General features: G+C 48.7%; 17 protein-coding genes and 1 tRNA gene. 17 read left to right on the forward strand and 1 reads right to left on the reverse strand.

Going from position 1 to position 20,583, the window contains the following annotated elements; translation table 11 throughout:
- Window positions 1–12 precede the first annotated feature (12 nt).
- From znuA to ACWA50_RS08240, 8 genes are all read left to right on the forward strand, one after another.
- Window positions 13–1,101 carry a zinc ABC transporter substrate-binding protein ZnuA gene (gene znuA, locus ACWA50_RS08205; RefSeq protein WP_449343093.1) on the forward strand — a complete coding sequence of 363 codons (1,089 nt, stop codon included), beginning with the start codon at window positions 13–15 and terminating at the stop codon, window positions 1,099–1,101.
- 103 nt (window positions 1,102–1,204) lie between these two features.
- Window positions 1,205–3,172: a transglycosylase SLT domain-containing protein gene (locus tag ACWA50_RS08210; RefSeq protein ID WP_431051486.1), complete on the forward strand. Its 1,968-nt coding sequence runs from the start codon at window positions 1,205–1,207 to the stop codon at window positions 3,170–3,172.
- A gap of 28 nt (window positions 3,173–3,200) precedes the next feature.
- A complete protein-coding gene (gene trpR / locus ACWA50_RS08215) occupies window positions 3,201–3,482 on the forward strand; it encodes a trp operon repressor (protein WP_431051488.1) in 282 nt (93 codons plus the stop codon).
- Between the two features lie 3 nt (window positions 3,483–3,485).
- Window positions 3,486–4,211 (forward strand): monofunctional biosynthetic peptidoglycan transglycosylase, encoded by a 726-nt coding sequence (mtgA, locus tag ACWA50_RS08220; RefSeq protein ID WP_431051490.1) that lies wholly within the window; start codon window positions 3,486–3,488, stop codon window positions 4,209–4,211.
- An 88-nt stretch (window positions 4,212–4,299) separates the two neighbouring features.
- The gene (locus ACWA50_RS08225) at window positions 4,300–6,264 is read left to right on the forward strand and encodes an LTA synthase family protein (protein WP_431051492.1); all 1,965 of its coding nucleotides are present in this window, start codon (window positions 4,300–4,302) and stop codon (window positions 6,262–6,264) included.
- A gap of 92 nt (window positions 6,265–6,356) precedes the next feature.
- The gene (locus ACWA50_RS08230; RefSeq protein WP_431051494.1) at window positions 6,357–8,309 is read left to right on the forward strand and encodes a DNA topoisomerase III; all 1,953 of its coding nucleotides are present in this window, start codon (window positions 6,357–6,359) and stop codon (window positions 8,307–8,309) included.
- A gap of 163 nt (window positions 8,310–8,472) precedes the next feature.
- Window positions 8,473–8,814 carry a preprotein translocase subunit SecG gene (gene secG / locus ACWA50_RS08235; protein ID WP_431051496.1) on the forward strand — a complete coding sequence of 114 codons (342 nt, stop codon included), beginning with the start codon at window positions 8,473–8,475 and terminating at the stop codon, window positions 8,812–8,814.
- Window positions 8,815–8,827: 13 nt separating this feature from the next.
- A tRNA-Leu gene (locus tag ACWA50_RS08240) sits at window positions 8,828–8,913 on the forward strand.
- An 83-nt stretch (window positions 8,914–8,996) separates the two neighbouring features.
- Here ACWA50_RS08240 and hemL read toward each other — a convergent pair.
- Window positions 8,997–10,280: a glutamate-1-semialdehyde 2,1-aminomutase gene (gene hemL / locus ACWA50_RS08245; RefSeq protein WP_431051498.1), complete on the reverse strand. Its 1,284-nt coding sequence runs from the start codon at window positions 10,278–10,280 to the stop codon at window positions 8,997–8,999.
- A gap of 211 nt (window positions 10,281–10,491) precedes the next feature.
- Here hemL and wecA point away from each other — a divergent pair, with 211 nt between their 5' ends.
- The 9 genes from wecA to wzyE are packed head-to-tail and all read left to right on the forward strand — an operon-like array spanning window position 10,492 to window position 20,578.
- Entirely contained in the window at window positions 10,492–11,568 is a 1,077-nt protein-coding gene (wecA, locus tag ACWA50_RS08250; RefSeq protein ID WP_431051500.1) for a UDP-N-acetylglucosamine--undecaprenyl-phosphate N-acetylglucosaminephosphotransferase, read from the forward strand.
- 29 nt (window positions 11,569–11,597) lie between these two features.
- Entirely contained in the window at window positions 11,598–12,548 is a 951-nt protein-coding gene (locus ACWA50_RS08255; RefSeq protein ID WP_431051502.1) for a Wzz/FepE/Etk N-terminal domain-containing protein, read from the forward strand.
- Window positions 12,541–13,680, forward strand: coding sequence for a non-hydrolyzing UDP-N-acetylglucosamine 2-epimerase (gene wecB / locus ACWA50_RS08260; protein WP_431051504.1), 1,140 nt, complete (start codon window positions 12,541–12,543; stop codon window positions 13,678–13,680). The genes ACWA50_RS08255 and wecB overlap by 8 nt, the downstream gene beginning before the upstream one ends.
- Before the next feature lies 1 nt (window position 13,681).
- Complete coding sequence (gene wecC, locus ACWA50_RS08265) at window positions 13,682–14,953, forward strand: UDP-N-acetyl-D-mannosamine dehydrogenase (protein WP_431051506.1); 1,272 nt, start codon at window positions 13,682–13,684, stop codon at window positions 14,951–14,953.
- 13 nt (window positions 14,954–14,966) lie between these two features.
- Window positions 14,967–15,686, forward strand: coding sequence for a dTDP-4-amino-4,6-dideoxy-D-galactose acyltransferase (gene rffC / locus ACWA50_RS08270; protein ID WP_431051508.1), 720 nt, complete (start codon window positions 14,967–14,969; stop codon window positions 15,684–15,686).
- Window positions 15,687–15,703: 17 nt separating this feature from the next.
- The gene (gene rffA, locus ACWA50_RS08275; protein WP_431051510.1) at window positions 15,704–16,834 is read left to right on the forward strand and encodes a dTDP-4-amino-4,6-dideoxygalactose transaminase; all 1,131 of its coding nucleotides are present in this window, start codon (window positions 15,704–15,706) and stop codon (window positions 16,832–16,834) included.
- 54 nt (window positions 16,835–16,888) lie between these two features.
- Window positions 16,889–18,166, forward strand: a complete 1,278-nt coding sequence (gene wzxE, locus ACWA50_RS08280) for a lipid III flippase WzxE (RefSeq protein ID WP_431051512.1) — start codon at window positions 16,889–16,891, stop codon at window positions 18,164–18,166.
- On the forward strand, window positions 18,163–19,218 hold the full coding sequence (locus ACWA50_RS08285) for a TDP-N-acetylfucosamine:lipid II N-acetylfucosaminyltransferase (protein ID WP_431051514.1): 1,056 nt from the start codon (window positions 18,163–18,165) through the stop codon (window positions 19,216–19,218). Before wzxE ends, ACWA50_RS08285 begins: the two co-directional genes overlap by 4 nt.
- 4 nt (window positions 19,219–19,222) lie before the next feature.
- Complete coding sequence (gene wzyE / locus ACWA50_RS08290) at window positions 19,223–20,578, forward strand: ECA oligosaccharide polymerase (RefSeq protein ID WP_431051516.1); 1,356 nt, start codon at window positions 19,223–19,225, stop codon at window positions 20,576–20,578.
- Window positions 20,579–20,583: the final 5 nt, after the last annotated feature.

Consider the following 20,583-nt stretch of genomic DNA (forward strand, 5'->3'; position numbering starts at 1 on the left):
CAAGGAAAAAGCATGAAAATAATAAATAAATCGCTGGCAGGCGTGCTCCTCTCAACCATTGCCTATACTGCCCAGGCAGACGTGATCACCACGGTGAAACCGCTCGGTTTTATCGCCGCAGCAATTGCTGACGGCGTAACCGGCACGCAGGTGTTATTGCCGACCGGCGCTTCGCCGCATGATTACCATCTGCGTCCGTCTGATTTGCAAAAATTGCAGCAAGCGGATCTGGTGGTGTGGATTGGTGCGGATATGGAAACGTTTTTGAGCAAGAGTATTGGACGTTTAGCGGCGGCAAAAGTATTGCAGATTGATAAAATCGACAATATTCAACAGTTGCTAGGCGAGGCATTACACGTGCACGCTGATGGCGACCACGACCACGACCACGACCACGACCACGACCACGACCACGACCACGACCACGACCACGACCACGACCACGACCACGACCACGACCACGACCACGACCACAACCACGACCACAACCACGACCACAACCACGATCATGATGGACCGCCGGGAAATGATGATGCACACGATCATGACCATGATCATCACGATCACGCCCACGGTGGTTTGGAAACCGATTGGCACGTCTGGTTCTCCGGCGAGATCAGTGAAAAAATTGCCGAGCAAATAGCACAACGCTTGGCACAGGATTATCCGAATAAAACGGATTTGATTAACCGGAATTTAGCGGAATTTAAGCAGAACGTTGCTGCAAAACAACAACAGCTGAAAACCCAGCTTGATCCAGTGAAGCAAACCGGTTATTACGTTTTCCATGACGCCTACGGTTATTTTGAACGCCAATACGGTTTAAATCATCTTGGCGCATTCACGATTAATCCTGCCGTAGCGCCGGGCGCGAAAACGCTGAACGAGATCAAAGCGGATATTCAGGCGCACAAGGCACAATGCCTGTTTGCCGAACCGCAATTTACGCCGCGTTTGCTAGAAATGCTGCATAAAAGCACCGGGGTAAAATTGGGCGTGCTTGATCCGATGGGCGAAAAAATCGCAATCGGCAAAACCGCTTACACGGAATACCTGCAATCGCTTGCCGATAGTTTCAGCGGGTGTTTAGCGCAGAAATAAAGTAAACTTTTTTCAGGTTTGAATGGTCTAACACCTTGCATTGTGCAAGGTGTTTTTGTTTTTATGAATGAATTTATTGGCTGGATTATTACCGGGAACAGACATGAAAAATAACATTATCGCGTTAATCACCACGTTTGCTTTGAGTTCCCCGCTGTTAGCGAATGGTTTATCACTCGAACAGCAGCGCGAGATTTACCGCAAAGCGGAAAGTTTATTGCCGTTGTCGGCGGAGAAAAAACAGTTTGCATTGGTGGATAAATTAATCGAACAATTGCCCGATTATCCGCTGCTGCCATACCTGCAATATCAACGTTTAATCAGTGATAGCGAACAATTGAACGCGGAAAAGATCCGCCAATTCGCCCTGCAATATCCAGAACTGGCGCAACGGCAGAATCTTGACCGCACTTGGTATCAAACCTTGCAAAAACGGCAGGATTGGCAAGGGATTTTACAGTTTTCCGCAGTTGCGCCGAACGATCTGATTTCGCGTTGTATCCATTTTTCCGCACAAGCCAGAGCGGCGGAAAACCAAAATGAACCGGCGCAAACCGCACTTTGGCAAGCGGTCGGCAAGTTGTGGCTAAACGGCGGTTCATTGCCGTCGGCGTGTGATGATATTTTTCATTTATGGCAAACTGCGGGGCAGCAAAGCGATGATAACGTGCGTGCGCGCGCATTGTTAGCCTTTGAAAAAGGCAGCGACGGCGTATTGCGCCATTTGCGCAATCAAAGCGATGATGTGGTGTTGACCAACTGGCTGGAAAGCTTGGTGGAATTGCACAGCAATCCGCAAACGCTGAGCTTGTTTGTGCAAACGGCGGCGCTTAATCCGCAAAACCGTGCGATTGTCAATCAAAGCTTTGCCCGTTATATTCAACGGCAGCATGAAACCCAATTTAATCCTGCGGATCCGTTTGCCGAATATCAACAATGGGGGACGCGTTTCGGTTTGGATCAAGGCCAATTAAACGGTTGGCGCGCTGCGGTAGTCAGCAAACTGTTTGATTCCGAGAATCCGCAAATTCAGCAATGGCGCGATCAACAAGTGCGGTTATTACAGCAAGACAATCTGACCGAACGCCGCATTCGTTTGGCAATTTTGGCGCAGCAGGATCTTGAACCGTGGCTGAATTTATTATCGACTAACGGTAAAAACCAACAAGAGTGGCGTTTTTGGCAAGCCTTTAATGATGATAAAAAAGGCAAAACGGCACAGGCGCAGCGGCAATGGCAAGGCTTGGCAAAGGAGCGCGGATTTTATCCGATGTTGGCAGCGGAACAACTTAAGCTGGATTATAAACCGCACTTTGACATATTAAACCCGACCGAAGCGGAAACGCAGCTGCAATCCGCCCAACCGGCTTTGCGCCAAATCGACGAATTTTTGGCGATCAACCAATTTGACCAAGCAAAGCAGGCGTGGTTAGCCTTGTTGGCACAAAGCGATAAAGCACGGCAAATCGCATTGGCAGAGTATGCCAATCAAAAACACTGGTATGAATTCGGCGTGCAAGCGACGATTCAAGCCAAAGCCTGGAGCTATCTGGCGCAACGTCTGCCGTTGGCATATCCGCTCTGGTTTGAGCTGAATTTGCAGGGAAAGTGGGTGCCGCAAAGTTTTGCGATGGCGATTGCACGTCAAGAGAGTGCTTGGGACGTGCGGGCGCAATCACACGCTAACGCGCGCGGTTTAATGCAGTTATTGCCAAGTACGGCGAAGGCCACCGCCGATAAATTCGCGTTGCCGTATAACAATGAACGCCAGTTGTTTCAGGCTTTTGATAACATTATGCTCGGCACGCAGCATTTGCAGGAACTGGCAGACCGTTTCGGCGAAAACCGGATTTTTATCGCCGCCGCCTATAATGCCGGCAGCAGTCGTGTCGAGCGGTGGCTGGCGCGATCCGGTGGGCGTTTAAGCATGGCGGAATTTATTGCCACCATTCCGTTTTATGAAACGCGCGGTTATGTGCAAAATGTGCTGACCTTTGATTATTATTACCGCATGTTAACGCAGCAACCGTTAATAAAATTCGCCAAAAGCGAAACTGATCGCTTATACTAGTGCAATAGTATTTTTAGCGGAGGATCATATGGCGAAGCAAAAACAACAGCAATGGCAGGATTTTATCGAACTGCTGCGCGCCGCTTTTCGTGACGGACGGGAAGAAGCGCTATTAACGTTATTATTGACGTCTGACGAACGTGACGCGGTTGGATTGCGGGTGAAAATCGTTGATGCGTTATTGGAGAAGGCGCTGTCGCAACGTGAAATTCAGCAACAACTCAACACTAGCGCCGCCACCATTACGCGCGGCTCGAATATGCTGAAAACCATGCCCGATGAATTTTTACAATGGTTGCAACAACATTAAGTGATGATTAAGCGGCTTAGAAAACGCTTTGGGCGCAGCCAATGGCGGCAACGGTTATGCAAATGGGCTTGGCGTTTTGTCCTGTTCGGGCTGGTGCTGACCGCACTTTTACGGGTTGTGCCGCTGCCGTTTTCCGCCTATATGGCGCAACAGCAGCTTTCCCACTGGCTGCGTGCCGATTTTTCCTATCGGCTAAAATACGATTGGGTCGGTCTCGACAAGATCAGCTGGCAAATGCAAATGGCGGTGATTGCCGCCGAAGATCAACGCTTTGATCAACACTTCGGCTTGGATTTTGACGCGATCCGGTCTGCGTTGGATGATAACGCCAATTCAAATCGCACGCGCGGCGGTTCGACCATTTCACAGCAAACTGCCAAGAATCTCTATTTATGGCACGGACAGAGTTGGCTGCGCAAAGGGATTGAAGTGCCGGTTACTTTGTTGCTCGAAACGTTGTGGAATAAAAAACGGATTTTAGAAGTGTATCTGAATATCGCTGAATTTGGCGACGGTATTTTCGGGGTGGAAGCTGCGGCACGACATTATTTCAACAAATCGGCGGTACAGCTGAATCTCAACGAAGCCGCGCTATTGGCGGCAGTGTTGCCCAATCCGATCGTATATAAAGTCAATAAACCGTCGGCAACGTTGCAACGTAAACAACTGTGGATTATGCGCCAGATTAATGCTTTGGGCGGCAAGGCATTTTTAAAGAAACTGTCCTAATCGAAAATAAGCTAAAGGACACGAACTTTCGCAAAAATTCACACTCTAAATTGCATTCTTTATTTTTATTAATACTAAAGGCAACTAAATGTCTCATCTTAAAAAATTTTTCGGACCGCTGTATCCCGCGGTCATCTTCTTTTTTGTTAATCTGATTATCCTTTCCCTTAGCCGTATCGGGCTTGCCGTGTGGCAGCACGAGCGGGTAAGTGCGGTCGACGGTTGGACGGAATTGCTGTTGCAAGGCGTGCGGATTGACATTGTGGCGCTGTGTTGGTTGTTTGGCTTGTTTGCGCTGTTAAGCGTATTGCTGATTTCCGATAATAAATTGGGGCGTGCCTATTTGTGGCTGTTGCGCGTGGTGCTGACGGCGGGCAGCGTGTTCATTCTGTTTATGGAGGCTTCAACGCCGGATTTTATCGCGACCTACGATTTCCGCCCGAACCGCCTGTTTATCGAATATTTGGTCAATCCGAAAGAAGTGTTCACCATGTTGGCGAACGGGCATTTGTTGTCGTTGGTGTCGGTTCCGGCGCTGTCGATTGCGCTGACCTGGTTGTATTGGCGCTTGGCAAAACGCGTGACCACAAATTTACATGATTTCCGTTGGCGTTTTCGTCCGCTGATCGCCCTGTTGGTGGCGGGATTAGTGTTTATCGGTGCGCGCTCCAGTTTACAACATCGCGGGATCAATCCGTCAATGGTGGCGTTTTCTTCCGATGGTTTGGTCAATTCGCTGGTGCTGAACTCCGGCTATTCGGTGTTGTTTGCATTGCAGCAGATGAAAGATGAAGATAAATCCTCGGAAACTTACGGCAAAATGCCGTTTGATGAAGTGTTACACACCCTGAAAACCTCGCGTGGCAGGGCGGACGGCGACTATCTTAACTCGGATATTCCGACCTTAACCTTTAACCAAGCCAGCTATCAAGGTAAGCCGAAAAACATCGTGATTATCTTGCAAGAAAGCTTGGGAGCACAATTTATCGGCACGCTCGGTGGCAAACCCCTTTCCCCGCACTTTGATCAACTTGCGCAGCAGGGATGGTTATTTGAAAATCTGTATGCCACCGGCACCCGTTCGGTGCGTGGCATTGAAGCGGTCACCTCCGGTTTCACGCCGACACCGGCAAGAGCGGTGGTCAAACTGCCCGGCAGTCAAAACGGCTTTTTCAATATTGCCGAATTATTGAAACGGCAGGGCTACCATACCTCGTTTATTTACGGCGGTGAAAAGCATTTTGATAATATGGCGGGCTTTTTCTACGGTAACGGCTTTGAAACGATTGTCGATCAAGCCGATTACAAAAATCCGAAATTTGTCGCCACATGGGGCATGAGCGACGAAGATCTGTTCGATAAAGCCAATGAAAAATTCAACGAATGGAACAAAGACGGACAGCCGTTTTTCAGCTTGGTGTTCACCTCCAGCAACCACGATCCGTTTGAGTTTCCTGATAATAAAATTGAGTTGTATGAACAACCGAAGCAGACGCGTAATAACGCCGCCAAATATGCCGATTTTGCCTTGGGCTACTTCTTTGAATTAGCTAAAAAATCCGATTATTGGCAAGATACGCTGTTTTTAGTGGTGGCGGATCATGATTCCCGCGCCGCAGGGGCGGCGTTGGTGCCGATTCAAAATTTCCACATTCCGGCATTGATTTTGGGGGAAGGCGTAGAACCGCGGCGCGATTCCCGCTTAGTCAGCCAGATCGATTTACCGACCACCTTGTTGTCATTAGCGGGAATCAGCGGCGAACATCCGATGTGGGGTTATGATTTGACGCAAGCGGCGGATCCCAATCGGGCATTAATGCAATTCGATAAGAATTTGGCATACATGAAAGGCGATGAAGTGACGATTTTGCAACCGAATATCGCAGCAAAAGGCTTCCGGTATGATCCGCAAACGCAACAATTGACGGCAAGCGACTTGAATCCGCAATCGGCAAAAGAAGCGTTGGCGTATGCTTTGTGGGGCAGTTACAGTTATAAAAACCGTTTATATAAATTGCCGCCTGTCGCAGCGGAAAAACGTGAAGTGAAATAATTTCCGACAAAAGCAACATGGCAGAAGTAACGAAAGTGCGGTAGAATTTGCCTTTTACCGCACTTTTGCTTTTATCTTAACTTCTATTTATTATGCGACTTTTTATTGCCGAAAAACCCAGTCTAGGACGTGCGATTGCCGATGTGTTGCCGAAACCGCAACAGCGCGGCGACGGCTTTATCAAGTGCGGTGCGGACGACTATGTAACCTGGTGTATCGGGCATTTGCTCGAGCAAGCCGAGCCGGATGCCTATAACCCCGATTTCAAACAATGGCGGCTGGAACACCTGCCGATCATTCCCGAACAGTGGCAACTCAATCCAAAGCAGAGCACAGCCAAACAGCTGAATGTGGTGCTGAAACTGATCCGACAAGCGGATCAACTGGTTAACGCCGGCGACCCTGATCGCGAAGGGCAACTGCTGGTGGACGAAGTGTTTAGTTATGCCGGTTTGAGCGAGCAAAAACGCAGCCAAATCCAACGCTGTTTAATCAGCGATCTCAACCCAAGTGCGGTTGAACGCGCGATCCAAAAACTGCAATCCAACCGGGATTTTATTCCGCTTGCCACTTCGGCATTGGCGCGAGCCCGCGCCGATTGGCTGTACGGGATTAATATGACGCGCGCTTACACCATTCGCGGCAGACAAGCCGGTTATAACGGCGTGTTATCGGTCGGGCGGGTACAAACACCGGTGTTGGGCTTGATTGTACGTCGTGATCTGGAGATCGAACATTTCCAACCGAAAGATTTTTATGAAGTGCTGGCGCATATTCGAACCAACGATCAGCCTGCGCAAACCTTTACCGCACTTTGGCAGCCGAGCAAAGCCTGTGAGGATTACCAAGACGACAACGGGCGGATTTTGTCATTGCCGTTGGCGGAAAATGTGGTGAAACGTATCACAGGGCAGCCGGCGACGGTCACCCAATACAGCGATACCCAAGAGAAAGAAACCGCACCCTTGCCGTATTCGTTATCGGCGTTGCAGATTGACGCGGGTAAGCGTTACGGCTTATCGGCGCAACAGGTGTTGGACACCTGCCAGCGTTTATATGAAGTGCATAAATTGATTACCTATCCGCGCTCCGACTGCCGCTATCTGCCGGAGGAGCATTTTGCCCAGCGAAGTGCGGTATTGGGGGCGGTTTCAGCGCATAGCCAGCGCTATCAAAGCGTGCCGGAGATTGTTAATCCGAATCAGCGCAACCGTTGTTGGAACGATAAAAAAGTCGAAGCGCACCATGCCATTATCCCGACTGCCAATAAAAAACCGCTTGCGTTGTCGCAAACCGAGCAGCAGATTTACGACTTAATCGCACGCCAGTACCTGTTTCAATTCTGCCCCGACGCCGAATATCGCAAAACCAAAATCGGTTTGGAAATTGCCGGTGGTCAATTCTCGGCACAGGCGCGCGGCTTGCAAACCGCCGGTTGGAAACAGTTGTTAGGCAAAGAGGATCAAGATGAAAACCAACAGCCGCCGCTGCCGAAAGTGAAAAAAGGCGAGGTGTTGCAGTGTGAAAAAGGCGAAATCGTCAGCAAAAAAACGCAACCGCCGAAACCGTTCAGCGACGCAACTTTGTTGTCGGCAATGACCGGGATTGCGCGTTTCGTGCAAGATAAAGAATTGAAAAAAATCCTGCGTGAAACCGACGGATTAGGCACAGAGGCCACGCGCGCCGGAATTATCGAATTGCTGTTTAAGCGCGGTTTTATCATGAAAAAAGGGCGAGCCATCGTCAGCACCGACGCCGGGCGGATTTTAATCCAAGCCCTACCGGAAAGTGCCACTTTGCCGGACATGACCGCGCATTGGGAATCGCAACTGGACGGTATCAGCCGCAAGCAGGCAAGTTATCAGCAATTTATGCAACAATTGCTGACAACGTTACCGCAAATGTTGCACCAATACAGCTTTCAATCATTGCGTTTGCTCAACCAAGTCAGTGCGCAAGCGAAAAGCGGCAAACCCAAAAGCAGTCGTGCGAAAAAAGCGGCAAAAACCACGGCGAAAAGCGCAAGTGCGGTCGCGGTTGATTGAAATTAAGTCAGTTAAAGCCGATTTCACAAAATAAACTTGCACGGATTTCAGGCTTTCGCTACTATGCGCAGGTTAAATTTAATTATTTTCGCTTTGTCATCAATAAAATCAATGACGGGGCATATCAATCGGCACAACGACTAAATAACCAGTGTAGAGAATTATGTACGAAATTTTAATTATTGCTTATATCGTGGTTTCCGTTGCCTTAATCGGCTTCGTGTTATTGCAACAAGGCAAAGGCGCGGATATGGGCGCTTCTTTCGGCTCCGGTGCGTCAGGCACAATCTTCGGTGCCGCCGGTTCCGCTAACTTTTTATCACGCAGCACGGCGATTTTGGCGATTTTGTTCTTCATTATTGCGTTGGTGATCGGCAATATCAATACCCACCGTCAAGCACCGGCCGGTACATTTGATGACTTAACCAACGAAGCGCAAAAATTGGAACAACAAAATGCAATCCCTGCGTTAGAGGTTCCGGCTAACAGCGATATTCCTCAATAATAAACAGTTAAACGCTCTGGTGGTGGAATTGGTAGACACGCTATCTTGAGGGGGTAGTGTCCATAGGATGTGCGGGTTCAAGTCCCGCCCAGAGCACCAAAAACAAACGGCAATCGAGAGATTGCCGTTTTTGTTTGTTTAAACAGGATAAAAGCCGTGGACTGATACCACGGCTCATCGAATTATTTCAACTGTGCAAAACAGATTTCTGCCGCAGCGAGGGTTTTCTCAATATCGCTTGTGCTGTGTGCCAACGACATAAAACCAGCTTCGAACGCAGACGGGGCGAGGTAAACCCCTTGTTGCAACATGGCGTGGAAGAATTGGTTGAAACGTTCGCTGTCGCACGCCATGACTTGTTGATAGCTGCTGACTTCCGCTTGATCGGTGAAGTAGATACCGAACATGCCGCCGACATCATTCACGACTAACGGAATGTGATGTTTTGCCGCGCGTTGTTTCAAACCTTCGGCAAGCTGACGGGTTAAGTCGGCTAATTTCCGTTCGTTACCGCACTTGGATAGCTCGGTTAAACAGGCAAGCCCCGCCGCCATCGCAATCGGGTTGCCGGATAAGGTTCCGGCTTGATAAACCGGTCCGATTGGCGCAAGGTGTTGCATAATCTCTTTTTTGCCGCCGAATGCGCCGACCGGCATACCTCCGCCGATGACTTTGCCTAAACAGGTGAGATCCGGTTTCACCTTGTAATACGCTTGTGCCCCGCCCAGCGCCACGCGGAAGCCGGTCATCACTTCGTCGATGATGAAGACTGCGCCATATTGATCGCACAGTTCGCGCAAGCCTTGTAAAAAGCCGTCTTTCGGCGGTACGCAATTCATATTACCGGCAACCGGTTCCACGATAATGCAAGCAATGTCGTTTGGATACTGTTCGAATACTTGTCTGACCGAATCCAGATCATTGTATTGGCAAACTTGGGTGTGTTTGGTGAAATCGGCAGGCACGCCCGGGGAGCTTGGTTGCCCTAAGGTGAGTGCGCCGGAACCGGCTTTGACCAGCAATGCGTCAGCGTGTCCGTGATAGCAGCCTTCGAACTTGATAAGTTTATCACGTCCGGTATAACCGCGCGCCAAGCGGATTGCCGACATGGTGGCTTCGGTGCCGGAGCTGACCATGCGCACCATTTCGATTGACGGCACGAGTTTGCATACCAGTTGCGCCAATTCGATCTCAAGTGCGGTCGGCGCGCCGAAGCTCAAGCCTTTTTGCGCGGTTTCAATCACCGCATTGCGGATTGCCGGGTGGTTGTGCCCTAAAATCATCGGCCCCCAAGAGCCGACATAATCAATGTAGTGTTTGCCGTCGCTATCATAAATATAGGCGCCGTCGGCTTTTTCGATAAATAACGGTGTGCCGCCCACACCTTTAAACGCGCGCACCGGCGAATTCACGCCGCCGGGAATTACGGCTTGGGCTTGTTGGAAAAGTTGTTCGGAATGTGTCATGATATTGTTCCTATTATTTGCAATCAATTCAGTCGGATATTGTACTTGAAATTAATCTTTTTTACGCAGAAATAAAAAAAGATTATCGGCTGAATTTATCTTATGCTATTCTTTGCCAATTTAGGACAGCCTAAAATAAGCGGGTTGTTTTTAGCAAAGTGGTTGTTAAACCACGAAATATGGATTTTAATCCCGGAAAATGACGTTTTATATGTGGTTATCGTTATTACTGCCTTTTATCGTTTCATTTAGTGCGCTTATTCTTATTCGCCCTGCGGCGCAAAAAGTCGGCTTGGTCGATAAGCCCAATTACCGCAAACGCCATCAAGGTGCGATTCCGTTGATTGGCGGGCTTGCGCTGTTTATTGGCAATCTCAGTTTCTATCTGTTGCAATGGAACGAAATGCGCTTTCCTTATCTTTATCTGTTTTGCGTGACGGTATTGTTGGCGGTCGGTGTGTTTGACGACCGCTTCGACATCAGCCCGTTTTTACGCGCAGCTATCCAAATTGTGCTCGCCGGCTTGATGATTCATTATGCCCATCTGGAATTAGCCTCGCTCGGACAAATTATCGGGCCGTTCCAGCTGCGCTTAGGCTCGTTATCTTTTATTGTGACGGTGTTGATCACCTTGGCGGTGATCAATGCGTTTAATATGATCGACGGCATTGACGGTTTGCTCGGCGGTTTGTCGAGCGTCACTTTTGGTGCGGTCGCGCTGTTGATGTTACTCGACGGGCAGATCAATTTAGCTATGTGGTGTTTTGCCTTGATCTTGGTGATTGCGCCGTATGCGCTGTTTAACCTCGGGGTGTTCGGAGTGAAAAATAAAGTCTTTATGGGCGATTCCGGCAGTACCTTGATCGGCTTTACCGTGATTTGGATTTTGCTGTTCAGTACGCAAGGCAGCGGACACCCGATCAATCCGGTAACCGCACTTTGGGTGATCGCGATTCCGTTGATTGATATGGCGGCGGTGATCTTCCGTCGTCTGCGCAAAGGCAAAAGCCCGTTCCGTCCGGATCGCTTGCATTTGCACCATTTATTAATGCGCGCCGGATTAAGTTCGCGCCAAGCCTTATTGTTGATTACCCTCGTTGCCGCGTTATTTGCCGGGTTCGGTATTCTGGGCGAAATCTACTACATTGACGAATGGCTGATGTTCGGATTATTTATCCTGCTGTTTTTCGTCTACTACTATTCGATTACACGCGCTTGGCGGGTGACCCGCTTTATCAAAAGAATGCGTCGCCGCACCTTGCGCAGCAAAAAAAGTCGTCAGATTTGATGACACTCCATAAAAAAGGATCTTTTTTTATGTCAGAGACATTACCAAAGGCGGCGCCACAGCCGCAACTGATTGAACACTTGGATTTATTGGCGTTTGCCAAGATTTTATTACGTAAAAGTTGGCTGATTTTATTACTGATGGCGGTGGCAAGTGCGGTTGCTTATGTGGTAACCCAATTTGCGATCAAGCCGTCGTGGCGCGCCGAAGCCTATGTTGAGGCGCCGAAAGAGAGTGAGTTGGGCAATTATTATGCGCTGTATAATATGTATCAGTTGGTTGACGCTAAAGGCGGCGTGGGCAACGCCGGCGAAACGGTGCAAAGTGCGGTTGAAAACAGCTTGACCCAAGGGATTTACCAACAGTTTAAACAGCAAGTGAAAGCCTATGATGTGCTAAAAAATTTCTGGCTGAACAGTGATTATTACAAACAAATGATGAATGGCGATCGCGCGCATGACGAGGCGTTGCTGGAAAGCCTGATTGCCGGCATTCACTTCACTGAAGGCAATGCGCGCAACAATAGCAATGATAAAATCGAACTCACCTTGGATAATCCGAAACAAGCCGCGGAATTATTGAATGCGTTTATTCGGTATGCCAATCTCAGCACCCGCCAAATGGAATATGGCAACTTAATTGCCAAATGGAAGAACCTGTTTGATCGCATTACGTTGGCAGCCGATAATCAACTCGGGCAAGATCAGCAAGGGCAGCTAGTGCCTGCGTCCGTGTGGCAGAGTAAGTTGGCGATGATGACTTCGGTGCAGCCGTTGGATAATCAATTCAATGCATTTCATTATTTGAAAACGCCGGTGCAACCGCTTGCGCCATATAGTCCGAATCCGGTGTTATGGATGTTGAGCGCCGCATTTGCCGCACTGTTATTCGGTTGTGCTTTTGCGGTTATCTTGGCATTAAGGGATTTCTCTCGCAGACAAGCGCACTTACAACCGGGAGCGGAAAAAGAACATGGCTAAATTAAAAGTATTGACGGTTTTCGGCACGCGTCCGGAAGCGATCAAAATGGCACCGCTGGCACAAGCCTTGGCGCGTGAGCCGCAGATCGAAGCCAAAGTGTGCGTGACGGCACAACATCGGCAAATGTTGGATCAGGTATTACAACTGTTTGAGTTGGTGCCGGATTATGATCTGAATATTATGCAAGCCGGGCAGGATTTGACCGACATCAGTGTGCGGATCCTGCAGGAATTAAAACCGGTGCTGGCGGAATTCAAACCGGATCTGGTGTTGGTGCACGGCGATACCACCACGACCTTTGCCGCCAGTTTGGCGTGTTATTACCAACAAATCCGAGTCGGGCACGTGGAAGCGGGTTTGCGTACCGGTAATATCTATTCCCCATGGCCGGAAGAAGGCAACCGTTGTTTGACCGGCGCAATCGCCAGCTATCATTTCGCACCGACGTTAAGCTCGCAACAGAATTTATTGGCAGAAAATAAACCAACGGAAAATATTGTTGTCACAGGTAATACGGTGATTGACGCCTTGCTTTGGGTGAAACGCAAACTGGCGGCGGATACCGCACTTGCCGATCAATTGGCGCAACGCTATCCGTTTTTAGATACGCAGAAAAAACTGATTCTGGTGACCGGACATCGGCGCGAAAGCTTTGGCGCAGGTTTTGAACGAATTTGTCAGAGTTTGGCAACCCTGGCAAACAATCACCCGACAGCGCAGATTGTTTATCCGGTGCATTTGAATCCGAATGTGCGCGAGCCGGTCGAACGCTGGCTGCAAGGGATTGATAATGTCTTTTTGATTGAGCCGCAAGATTATTTGCCGTTTGTTTATCTGATGAACCGCGCTTATCTGATTTTGACTGATTCCGGCGGTATTCAGGAGGAAGCGCCGTCGTTGGGCAAACCGGTGTTGGTTATGCGCGACACCACTGAACGCCCGGAAGCGGTTCAAGCCGGCACTGTTCGCTTGGTCGGCACCGATCCGCATAAAATTATCAGCGAGGTCGAACGTTTATTAGGCGATACGCAGCATTATCAAAGCATGGCGCGTGCCAATAATCCCTATGGCGACGGCAAGGCGTGTGACAGAATCGTCAACGCAATTAAACATTTTTTAAGAGCAGAGTAATATGAACACAGAATTTAATACCATTTCGGTGATCGGCTTGGGCTATATCGGTTTACCAACGGCAACGGCATTTGCCAGTAGTGGCAAACGCGTGCTGGGCGTAGACTTAAACCGTTATGCGGTGGATACGATTAATCAAGGCAAAATCCATATTGTCGAGCCGGATTTGGATGTGGCGGTGAAAAGTGCGGTTGAAAACGGCTTATTAACCGCCAGTACCAAAGTGCTGCCTGCCGATGCGTTTCTCATCGCCGTACCGACCCCGTTTAAAGATCACTACCAGCCTGATCTGAGTTATGTGGAATCGGCTGCGAAAAGCATTGCGCCGGTGCTGCAAAAAGGCAACTTGGTGGTGTTGGAATCGACATCGCCGGTCGGCGCCACCGAACAAGTGGAAAAATGGTTGGCGGAATTGCGTCCCGATTTGACCTTCCCGTCGCAAGCGGGCGATCAAGCGGATATTAAATTGGCGTATTGCCCTGAACGCGTCTTGCCGGGCAAAATTATGCAGGAACTGTTTTCCAACGACCGCGTGATCGGCGGCTTGTCCGATGCCTGTGCGCAACAGGCTTCACGCTTGTATAAATTGTTTGTGCAAGGCGAGTGTATCGTCACTAACGCGCGCACCGCCGAGATGTGCAAACTGACCGAAAACAGCTTCCGCGATGTCAATATTGCCTTTGCCAACGAATTATCATTGATTTGTGATCACCTCAACATCAGCGTGTGGGAATTGATTAAATTGGCGAACCGCCATCCGCGGGTGAATATTTTGCAACCGGGCGCAGGCGTCGGCGGACATTGTATCGCGGTCGATCCGTGGTTTATCGTGGCACAAAGCCCGGAACAGGCACGCTTGATCCGCACCGCGCGCGAGGTGAACGATTATAAACCGCACTGGGTGATCGAACAGGTGAAAAAAGCCCTTGCCGAAGCCGTGACCGAGCGCAACTGCAAAGCCTCAGAGATTACCATTGCCTGTTTAGGTTTGGCGTTCAAACCGGATATTGATGATCTGCGCGAAAGTCCGGCAGTGGAAATCACCGCCGAATTAGCCGATTGGCACGCCGGCAAGGTGTTGGCGGTTGAGCCGAATATCGAAAAATTATCGGCGCAGTTACAGCAAAAAGTCGAATTGGCAAGCCTCGACAGCGCATTGGAAAACGCCGATATTTTGGTGTTATTGGTTGATCATCAACAATTTAAAGCCGTCAGTGCAAACGTCATTACTCAGAAATGGGTGATTGATACGCGCGGCATTTGGCGCGCTTAATCGGGATAAGCTTATGGAAAGTACGCATTTCAAGTTGACACGCAATGACTGGGAAAGCGACTTTTTCGCAATGGAAATCGGTCGCTTACAGTTTACCGGCGGTGAAAATGCCGCGCCGCACACCGTACAAGGCAATGAAAGTGCGGTCTTTGCCCCGTTTGAACTGGTACAATGTAAAATCCATGCCGATCAAGCCGAGCGGATTCACCGCTTGCAGCAGTTGGGGTTTCAGTTTGTCGAGGGCGAATTGGATTTTTGTTTGCCATTGTCCGAAACCAAATCAGCTCGGAACGAATTGCAAACCGCAAATGACCGTGATTTGGACGAATTAGAAAATTTATTCGGAGACGCATTCCAACTCAGCCGTTTTCGCCAGCCGTGGTTTAGTGCGCAACAAAACCGCACTTTCTACCGCACTTGGATTGGCAAAGCGGTGTCGGCACAGTTTGATGACGTATGTTTAGTGCAGCGTGGCGCCGACGGCAGCATTCAAGGTGCCGTCAGTGTGCGTTCGGTCGATACGGAAAATGCCCGCGTCGGTTTGTTGGCGGTTGCCGAAAATGCCAGAGGGCAGGGCGTGGCGAAAAAATTGGTGCAAAGTGCGGTTGATTGGAGCGCGCAACGGCAACGGCAACAACTTTGGATTGCCACCCAGAGCGGCAATCAGGCAGCGATCAAGTTGTACCAACAATCGGGCAAGATTGCGCAAGTCGCATACTGGTTCTATCGTTAAATAATAAGAGATAAACAATGATTCCATTTAATAAACCGCCGGTCGTCGGCACAGAACAACAGCAGATCGCCAACGCCTTAACCACCGGCAAACTCAGCGGCGACGGTCCATTCACCAAATTGGCGGAGCAATGGCAACAACAGCGCTTTAATGCCAAAAAAGTGTTGCTCACCCCGTCATGCACCGCTTCGTTAGAAATGGCGGCGCTGCTGATTGACATTCAACCCGGCGATGAAGTAATTATGCCGAGTTACACTTTCGTTTCCACCGCCAATGCTTTCGTATTGCGCGGTGCGACCATTGTGTTTGTCGATATACGCCAAGATACAATGAACTTGGACGAAAGTAAGATCGAAGCGGCAATCACCGCGAAAACCAAAGCGATTGTGCCGGTGCATTACGCCGGTGTCGCCTGTGAAATGGACACTATTATGGCGATTGCCGAGAAACATAAACTGTGGGTGATCGAAGACGCAGCGCAGGGCGTGATGGCAACTTATAAAGGCAAAGCGTTAGGTACTATCGGGCATATCGGTTGCTATAGTTTCCACGAAACCAAAAATTATACCGCCGGCGGTGAGGGCGGCGCCAGTCTGATTAACGATGAAAAATTGATTGAACGCGCGGAAATTATCCGTGAAAAAGGCACCAATCGCAGTCAATTTTTCCGCGGACAGGTGGATAAATACACCTGGCGTGATATGGGATCAAGCTTCTTAATGTCGGATCTGCAAGCGGCGTATCTGTATGCGCAATTCGAGGCGGCGGACGCAATCAACCAACGCCGTTTGGCAATTTGGCAGCGTTATTACCGAGCGTTTCAACCGTTTGCTAATGGGCGCGTAACCTTGCCGAGCATTCCGTCAGATTGCCGGCACAATGCGCATATGTTTTACCTCAAACTACGTGATATTGCCGACCGCACTTCCTTTATTGATGGATTGAAAGCGGCAGAGATTATGAGCGTATTCCATTATGTGCCGTTGCATTCCAGTCCGGCGGGAGAGAAATTCGGGCGTTTTGACGGCACGGATCAATTTACCACCCAAGAGAGCGAGCGCTTGGTGCGCTTGCCGTTGTTCTATAATATGACGGACAGCGAGGTGGAAAAGGTGATTTCGGTTGCGACAGCGTATCTGCAAGCGTAAGTATGACCGCACTTTGTCTATGCGAAACACTGATGAAAGTGCGGTAATCGATTTATGAAAAAATCCCTTGGCACAACCACCATTTGGACCGCGTCGTCCACCTTGGTTAAAATTCTTATCGGCTTACTGGTGGTCAAACTGCTGGCGGTGGCGTTCGGCACCGAAGGCGTCGGGCGCGCGGCGAACTATATGACGCTGTTGACCGTGCTCGGCGTATTTGCCGGCGGCGGGATTTTTAACGGCGTGACCAAATATGTGGCGGAATATGATGATAATCCGTCGCAGTTGCGTAATGTCTTGGCGACGTCCTCGTTTATTATTTTGCTGTTTTCGGCACTGGTCGGGCTATTATTATTCGCTTTTGCTACGCCGATTGCCGATTTTCTGTTTGCCGAAAGCGGCTATCATAATGTGATTCGCTCGCTTGCGCTGCTGCAATTCGGCATTGCCTTGAGTAACTATTTTCTTGCCATTTTGCGTGGACAGCGCAACGCCAAAGCCAATGCGCTGAGTATTATCGTCGGTTCATTGCTGGGCGTTATGCTGTTTTTACTGGGTTTATTCTATTTCGGTTACCAAGGGGCATTAGTCGGTTTGGCAGTTATTCCCGCGGCAGCGTTTTTACCGGCAATTTTTGCCTTGAGAAAACCATTTTCGCGGACATGGCTTAAACCGCACTTTACAACAACACAAGCGCAAAAATTACTCAAATTTTCCGGTATGGTGTTTGTCACGGCAATCACTTTACCGGTGGCGTATATTGTCATGCGGGATCGATTACTCGAATTTTATAGCGTGCATGATGTCGGGCTGTGGCAAGGTGTCAGTAAAATTTCCGATGCTTACTTACAATTTATTACCGCCGCATTCTCCGTTTACTTGTTACCGACGTTTGCCAAATTACCCGATCGTTATGCGATTAAACGGGAAGTCGGCAAGGCGTTAAAATTTGTAGTGCCGGCGGTGGTGTTGGTCAGCGTGCTAATCTATGTGTTGCGTGCGGTCGTGATCCGTGTCCTGTTTTCCGAACAATTTTTGCCGATGCAAAATTTGTTTATTTGGCAGCTTGCGGGCGATGTGTTCAAGGTGTCGGCGTATGTGTTCGGTTATCTGATTGTGGCGAAAGCGGCGTTGAAATTGTATGTGCTAGCGGAGATCAGTCAGTTTGCGTTGCTGCTTGCGACCTCGTATTGGCTGATTCCGCTGAATGGGGCAATCGGCGCAACCCAATCTTATTTCATCACCTATTTCAGCTATTTTGTATGTTGTGTGATTGGTTTTTCAGTTTACCTCAAACGTGCCAATCGTCGCCCAATCAAGGATAACTCATGAGAATTTGCCATATTTTAGGCTCGGATATTCCGCACCATAACCAAACCGTGATGGCGTTTTTCCGCGATCAACTGTGGGATCGCATTCCGCCACAAGCACGCGCGGCGTTTTATATTGTCGGCGGCGATAGCGACAATGATCCGCCGCAAGTGAAACGTTTTGCCGATAAAAAGTCATTGGCGACCTTTTTAATCCAAGAAGCGAAACAGCGCGACGATACCTTTTATCTGTTGCACGGGCAGTTTAATCTCACTATTTGGCTAGCGATTTTATTTAACCGTTTGCCGTTGGATCGGTTGGGTTGGCATATTTGGGGCGCGGATCTGTATGAGGATTCTACTCAGTTAAAATTTAAATTGTTCTATCCGTTGCGCCGCTTGGCACAGAAAAAATTACGCCATGTGTTTGCCACTGCGGGCGATCTGCAACGGTTTAGCCAACTTAATCAAACAGCAGAAAAAACGGTGCTGTATTTTCCGACCAAAATGGATCTCGGTTTGCAAGTGCCGGACAATCATCAAAGTGCGGTGCTCACGATTTTGCTTGGCAATTCCGGTGATCAATCCAATCGCCATTTAGAGGCGTTGGCACAAATCAAACAACAATTAGGCGAACAAGTGCGCATTATTATTCCGATGGGCTATCCGGAAAATAACCACGCCTATATTGCGCAGGTTCGGCAGAAAGCACGCGCCTTGTTTGCACCAAGTGCGGTTGAAATTTTAGAACGGCGTATTGAGTTTCAAGACTATTTGAGTATGTTGGCGCAATGTGATCTGGGCTATTTTATTTTTGTGCGCCAACAAGGGATTGGAACAATCTGTTTATTGACACAATTTGAGATTCCCTTGGTGTTGAATCCGCAAAATCCGTTCTGTTTGGATCTGCAACAACAGCAAGTGCCGTTTATTGCCATGAATGCGCTGAACCGCGAAGCCGTTGCACAGTGCAAAGTGCGGTTAGCGGCATTGGATAAAACGCAAATTGATTTTTTTGCGCCGAATTTTGCCGACGGCTGGATTCGGATGTTAAACGAATGGGGACAAAAATAGCCATATGTTGAGTTTAACCCAACTGAGCGCTTTGGTGCTGCTTTATACTTTCTCGCTTGTGCTGATTGGCTATCTTGCCTACCAAGCGTTTAAAAAAGTGCGGTTTTCTTTCCACCTGTTGTTTACGCTGGTTTATTTGTTGACGTTTTATTTAGGCTTTCCGTTCAGCATGATTTTGGCATTCGGTTTCAATGTACAAACATTACCGTTTGAAATTTTGTTTATTAGCCTGTTCTCCGCATTGGCATTCTATATTTTATATTATGTCTGCTATCAAGTGCGGTTGCTGCCGAAAACGATGGCTTTAAAACCGCATTCAGCGCGTACTGTTGTGCAAACGGCACGGCAAAATTCGGCCGGCGAAGGCATTATCACCGCATTGCTCTTGATGTTAGTGGCATTAATCACCATCGGCTTATTTTTCAGTTTAAACGGTTTTTTACTGTTCAAACTGGATAGTTACAGTCAAATTTTTTCACAAAGCGTCAGCGGCACCGCACTTAAACGCTTTTTCTATTTTTTCTTACCGGCATTATTGATTTTCTATTTTTTAAAACCGAGTAAACCGAATTGGTGGCTGTTTTTATTGTTCGGCGTCAGTTTCGGTGTGTTGACCTATTTATTGGTCGGCGGCACCCGTGCCAATATTGCGTTGGCAGTGGCAATTTTCTTTTTTATTGGTATCAGCAAAGGCTATATTTCGATTGTCACCTTAGCCATTGCAGGGGCAACGGCGATTGTCGCCATGTTCGGTTTGGCATTGGCGCGTTACGGCTTGGATGTCAGCGGCAGCGAAGCGTTTTATACTTTTTTATATTTGACCCGCGATACTTTTTCGCCATGGGAAAATCTGGCATTGTTGTTATCCCATTATCAACAGATTGAATTCCAAGGGCTTGCGCCGATTGTGCGTGATTTCTATGTGTTTATTCCGAAAGGCGTTTGGGAAAACCGTCCTGATTTGGTGGTCAACGCTGCCAATTACTTCACTTGGGAAGTGTTGAATTATTACGCCGGGCTGGCAATTTCACCGACGTTGCTTGGATCTTTGCTGATTATGGGCGGAATTCCGTTTATGCTGTTGGGCGCGGTCATTTGCGGCTGGCTGATCAAAGGTATGGATTTTCTTTATCACTATGCTAAACACAGCTTGAATCGCAGCAATGCGGCATTGATTCAGGCGTACTGTTTTGCCAATATTTTTAATATTATCGTGTTGGTCAGGGAAGGAATGGACGCGTTTATTTCGCGCTGGGTGTTCTTTTCGCTGATTTTTATTGCTGCGGTAGTAATCGGTAAATCGGTGGTCTTACTTATGCGCAAAACCGGCAGCGTGCGTTATAAATTCGTGAACAGTTGAGAGTA

It is taken from the genome of Testudinibacter sp. P17/SS/0325, assembly GCF_053570765.1.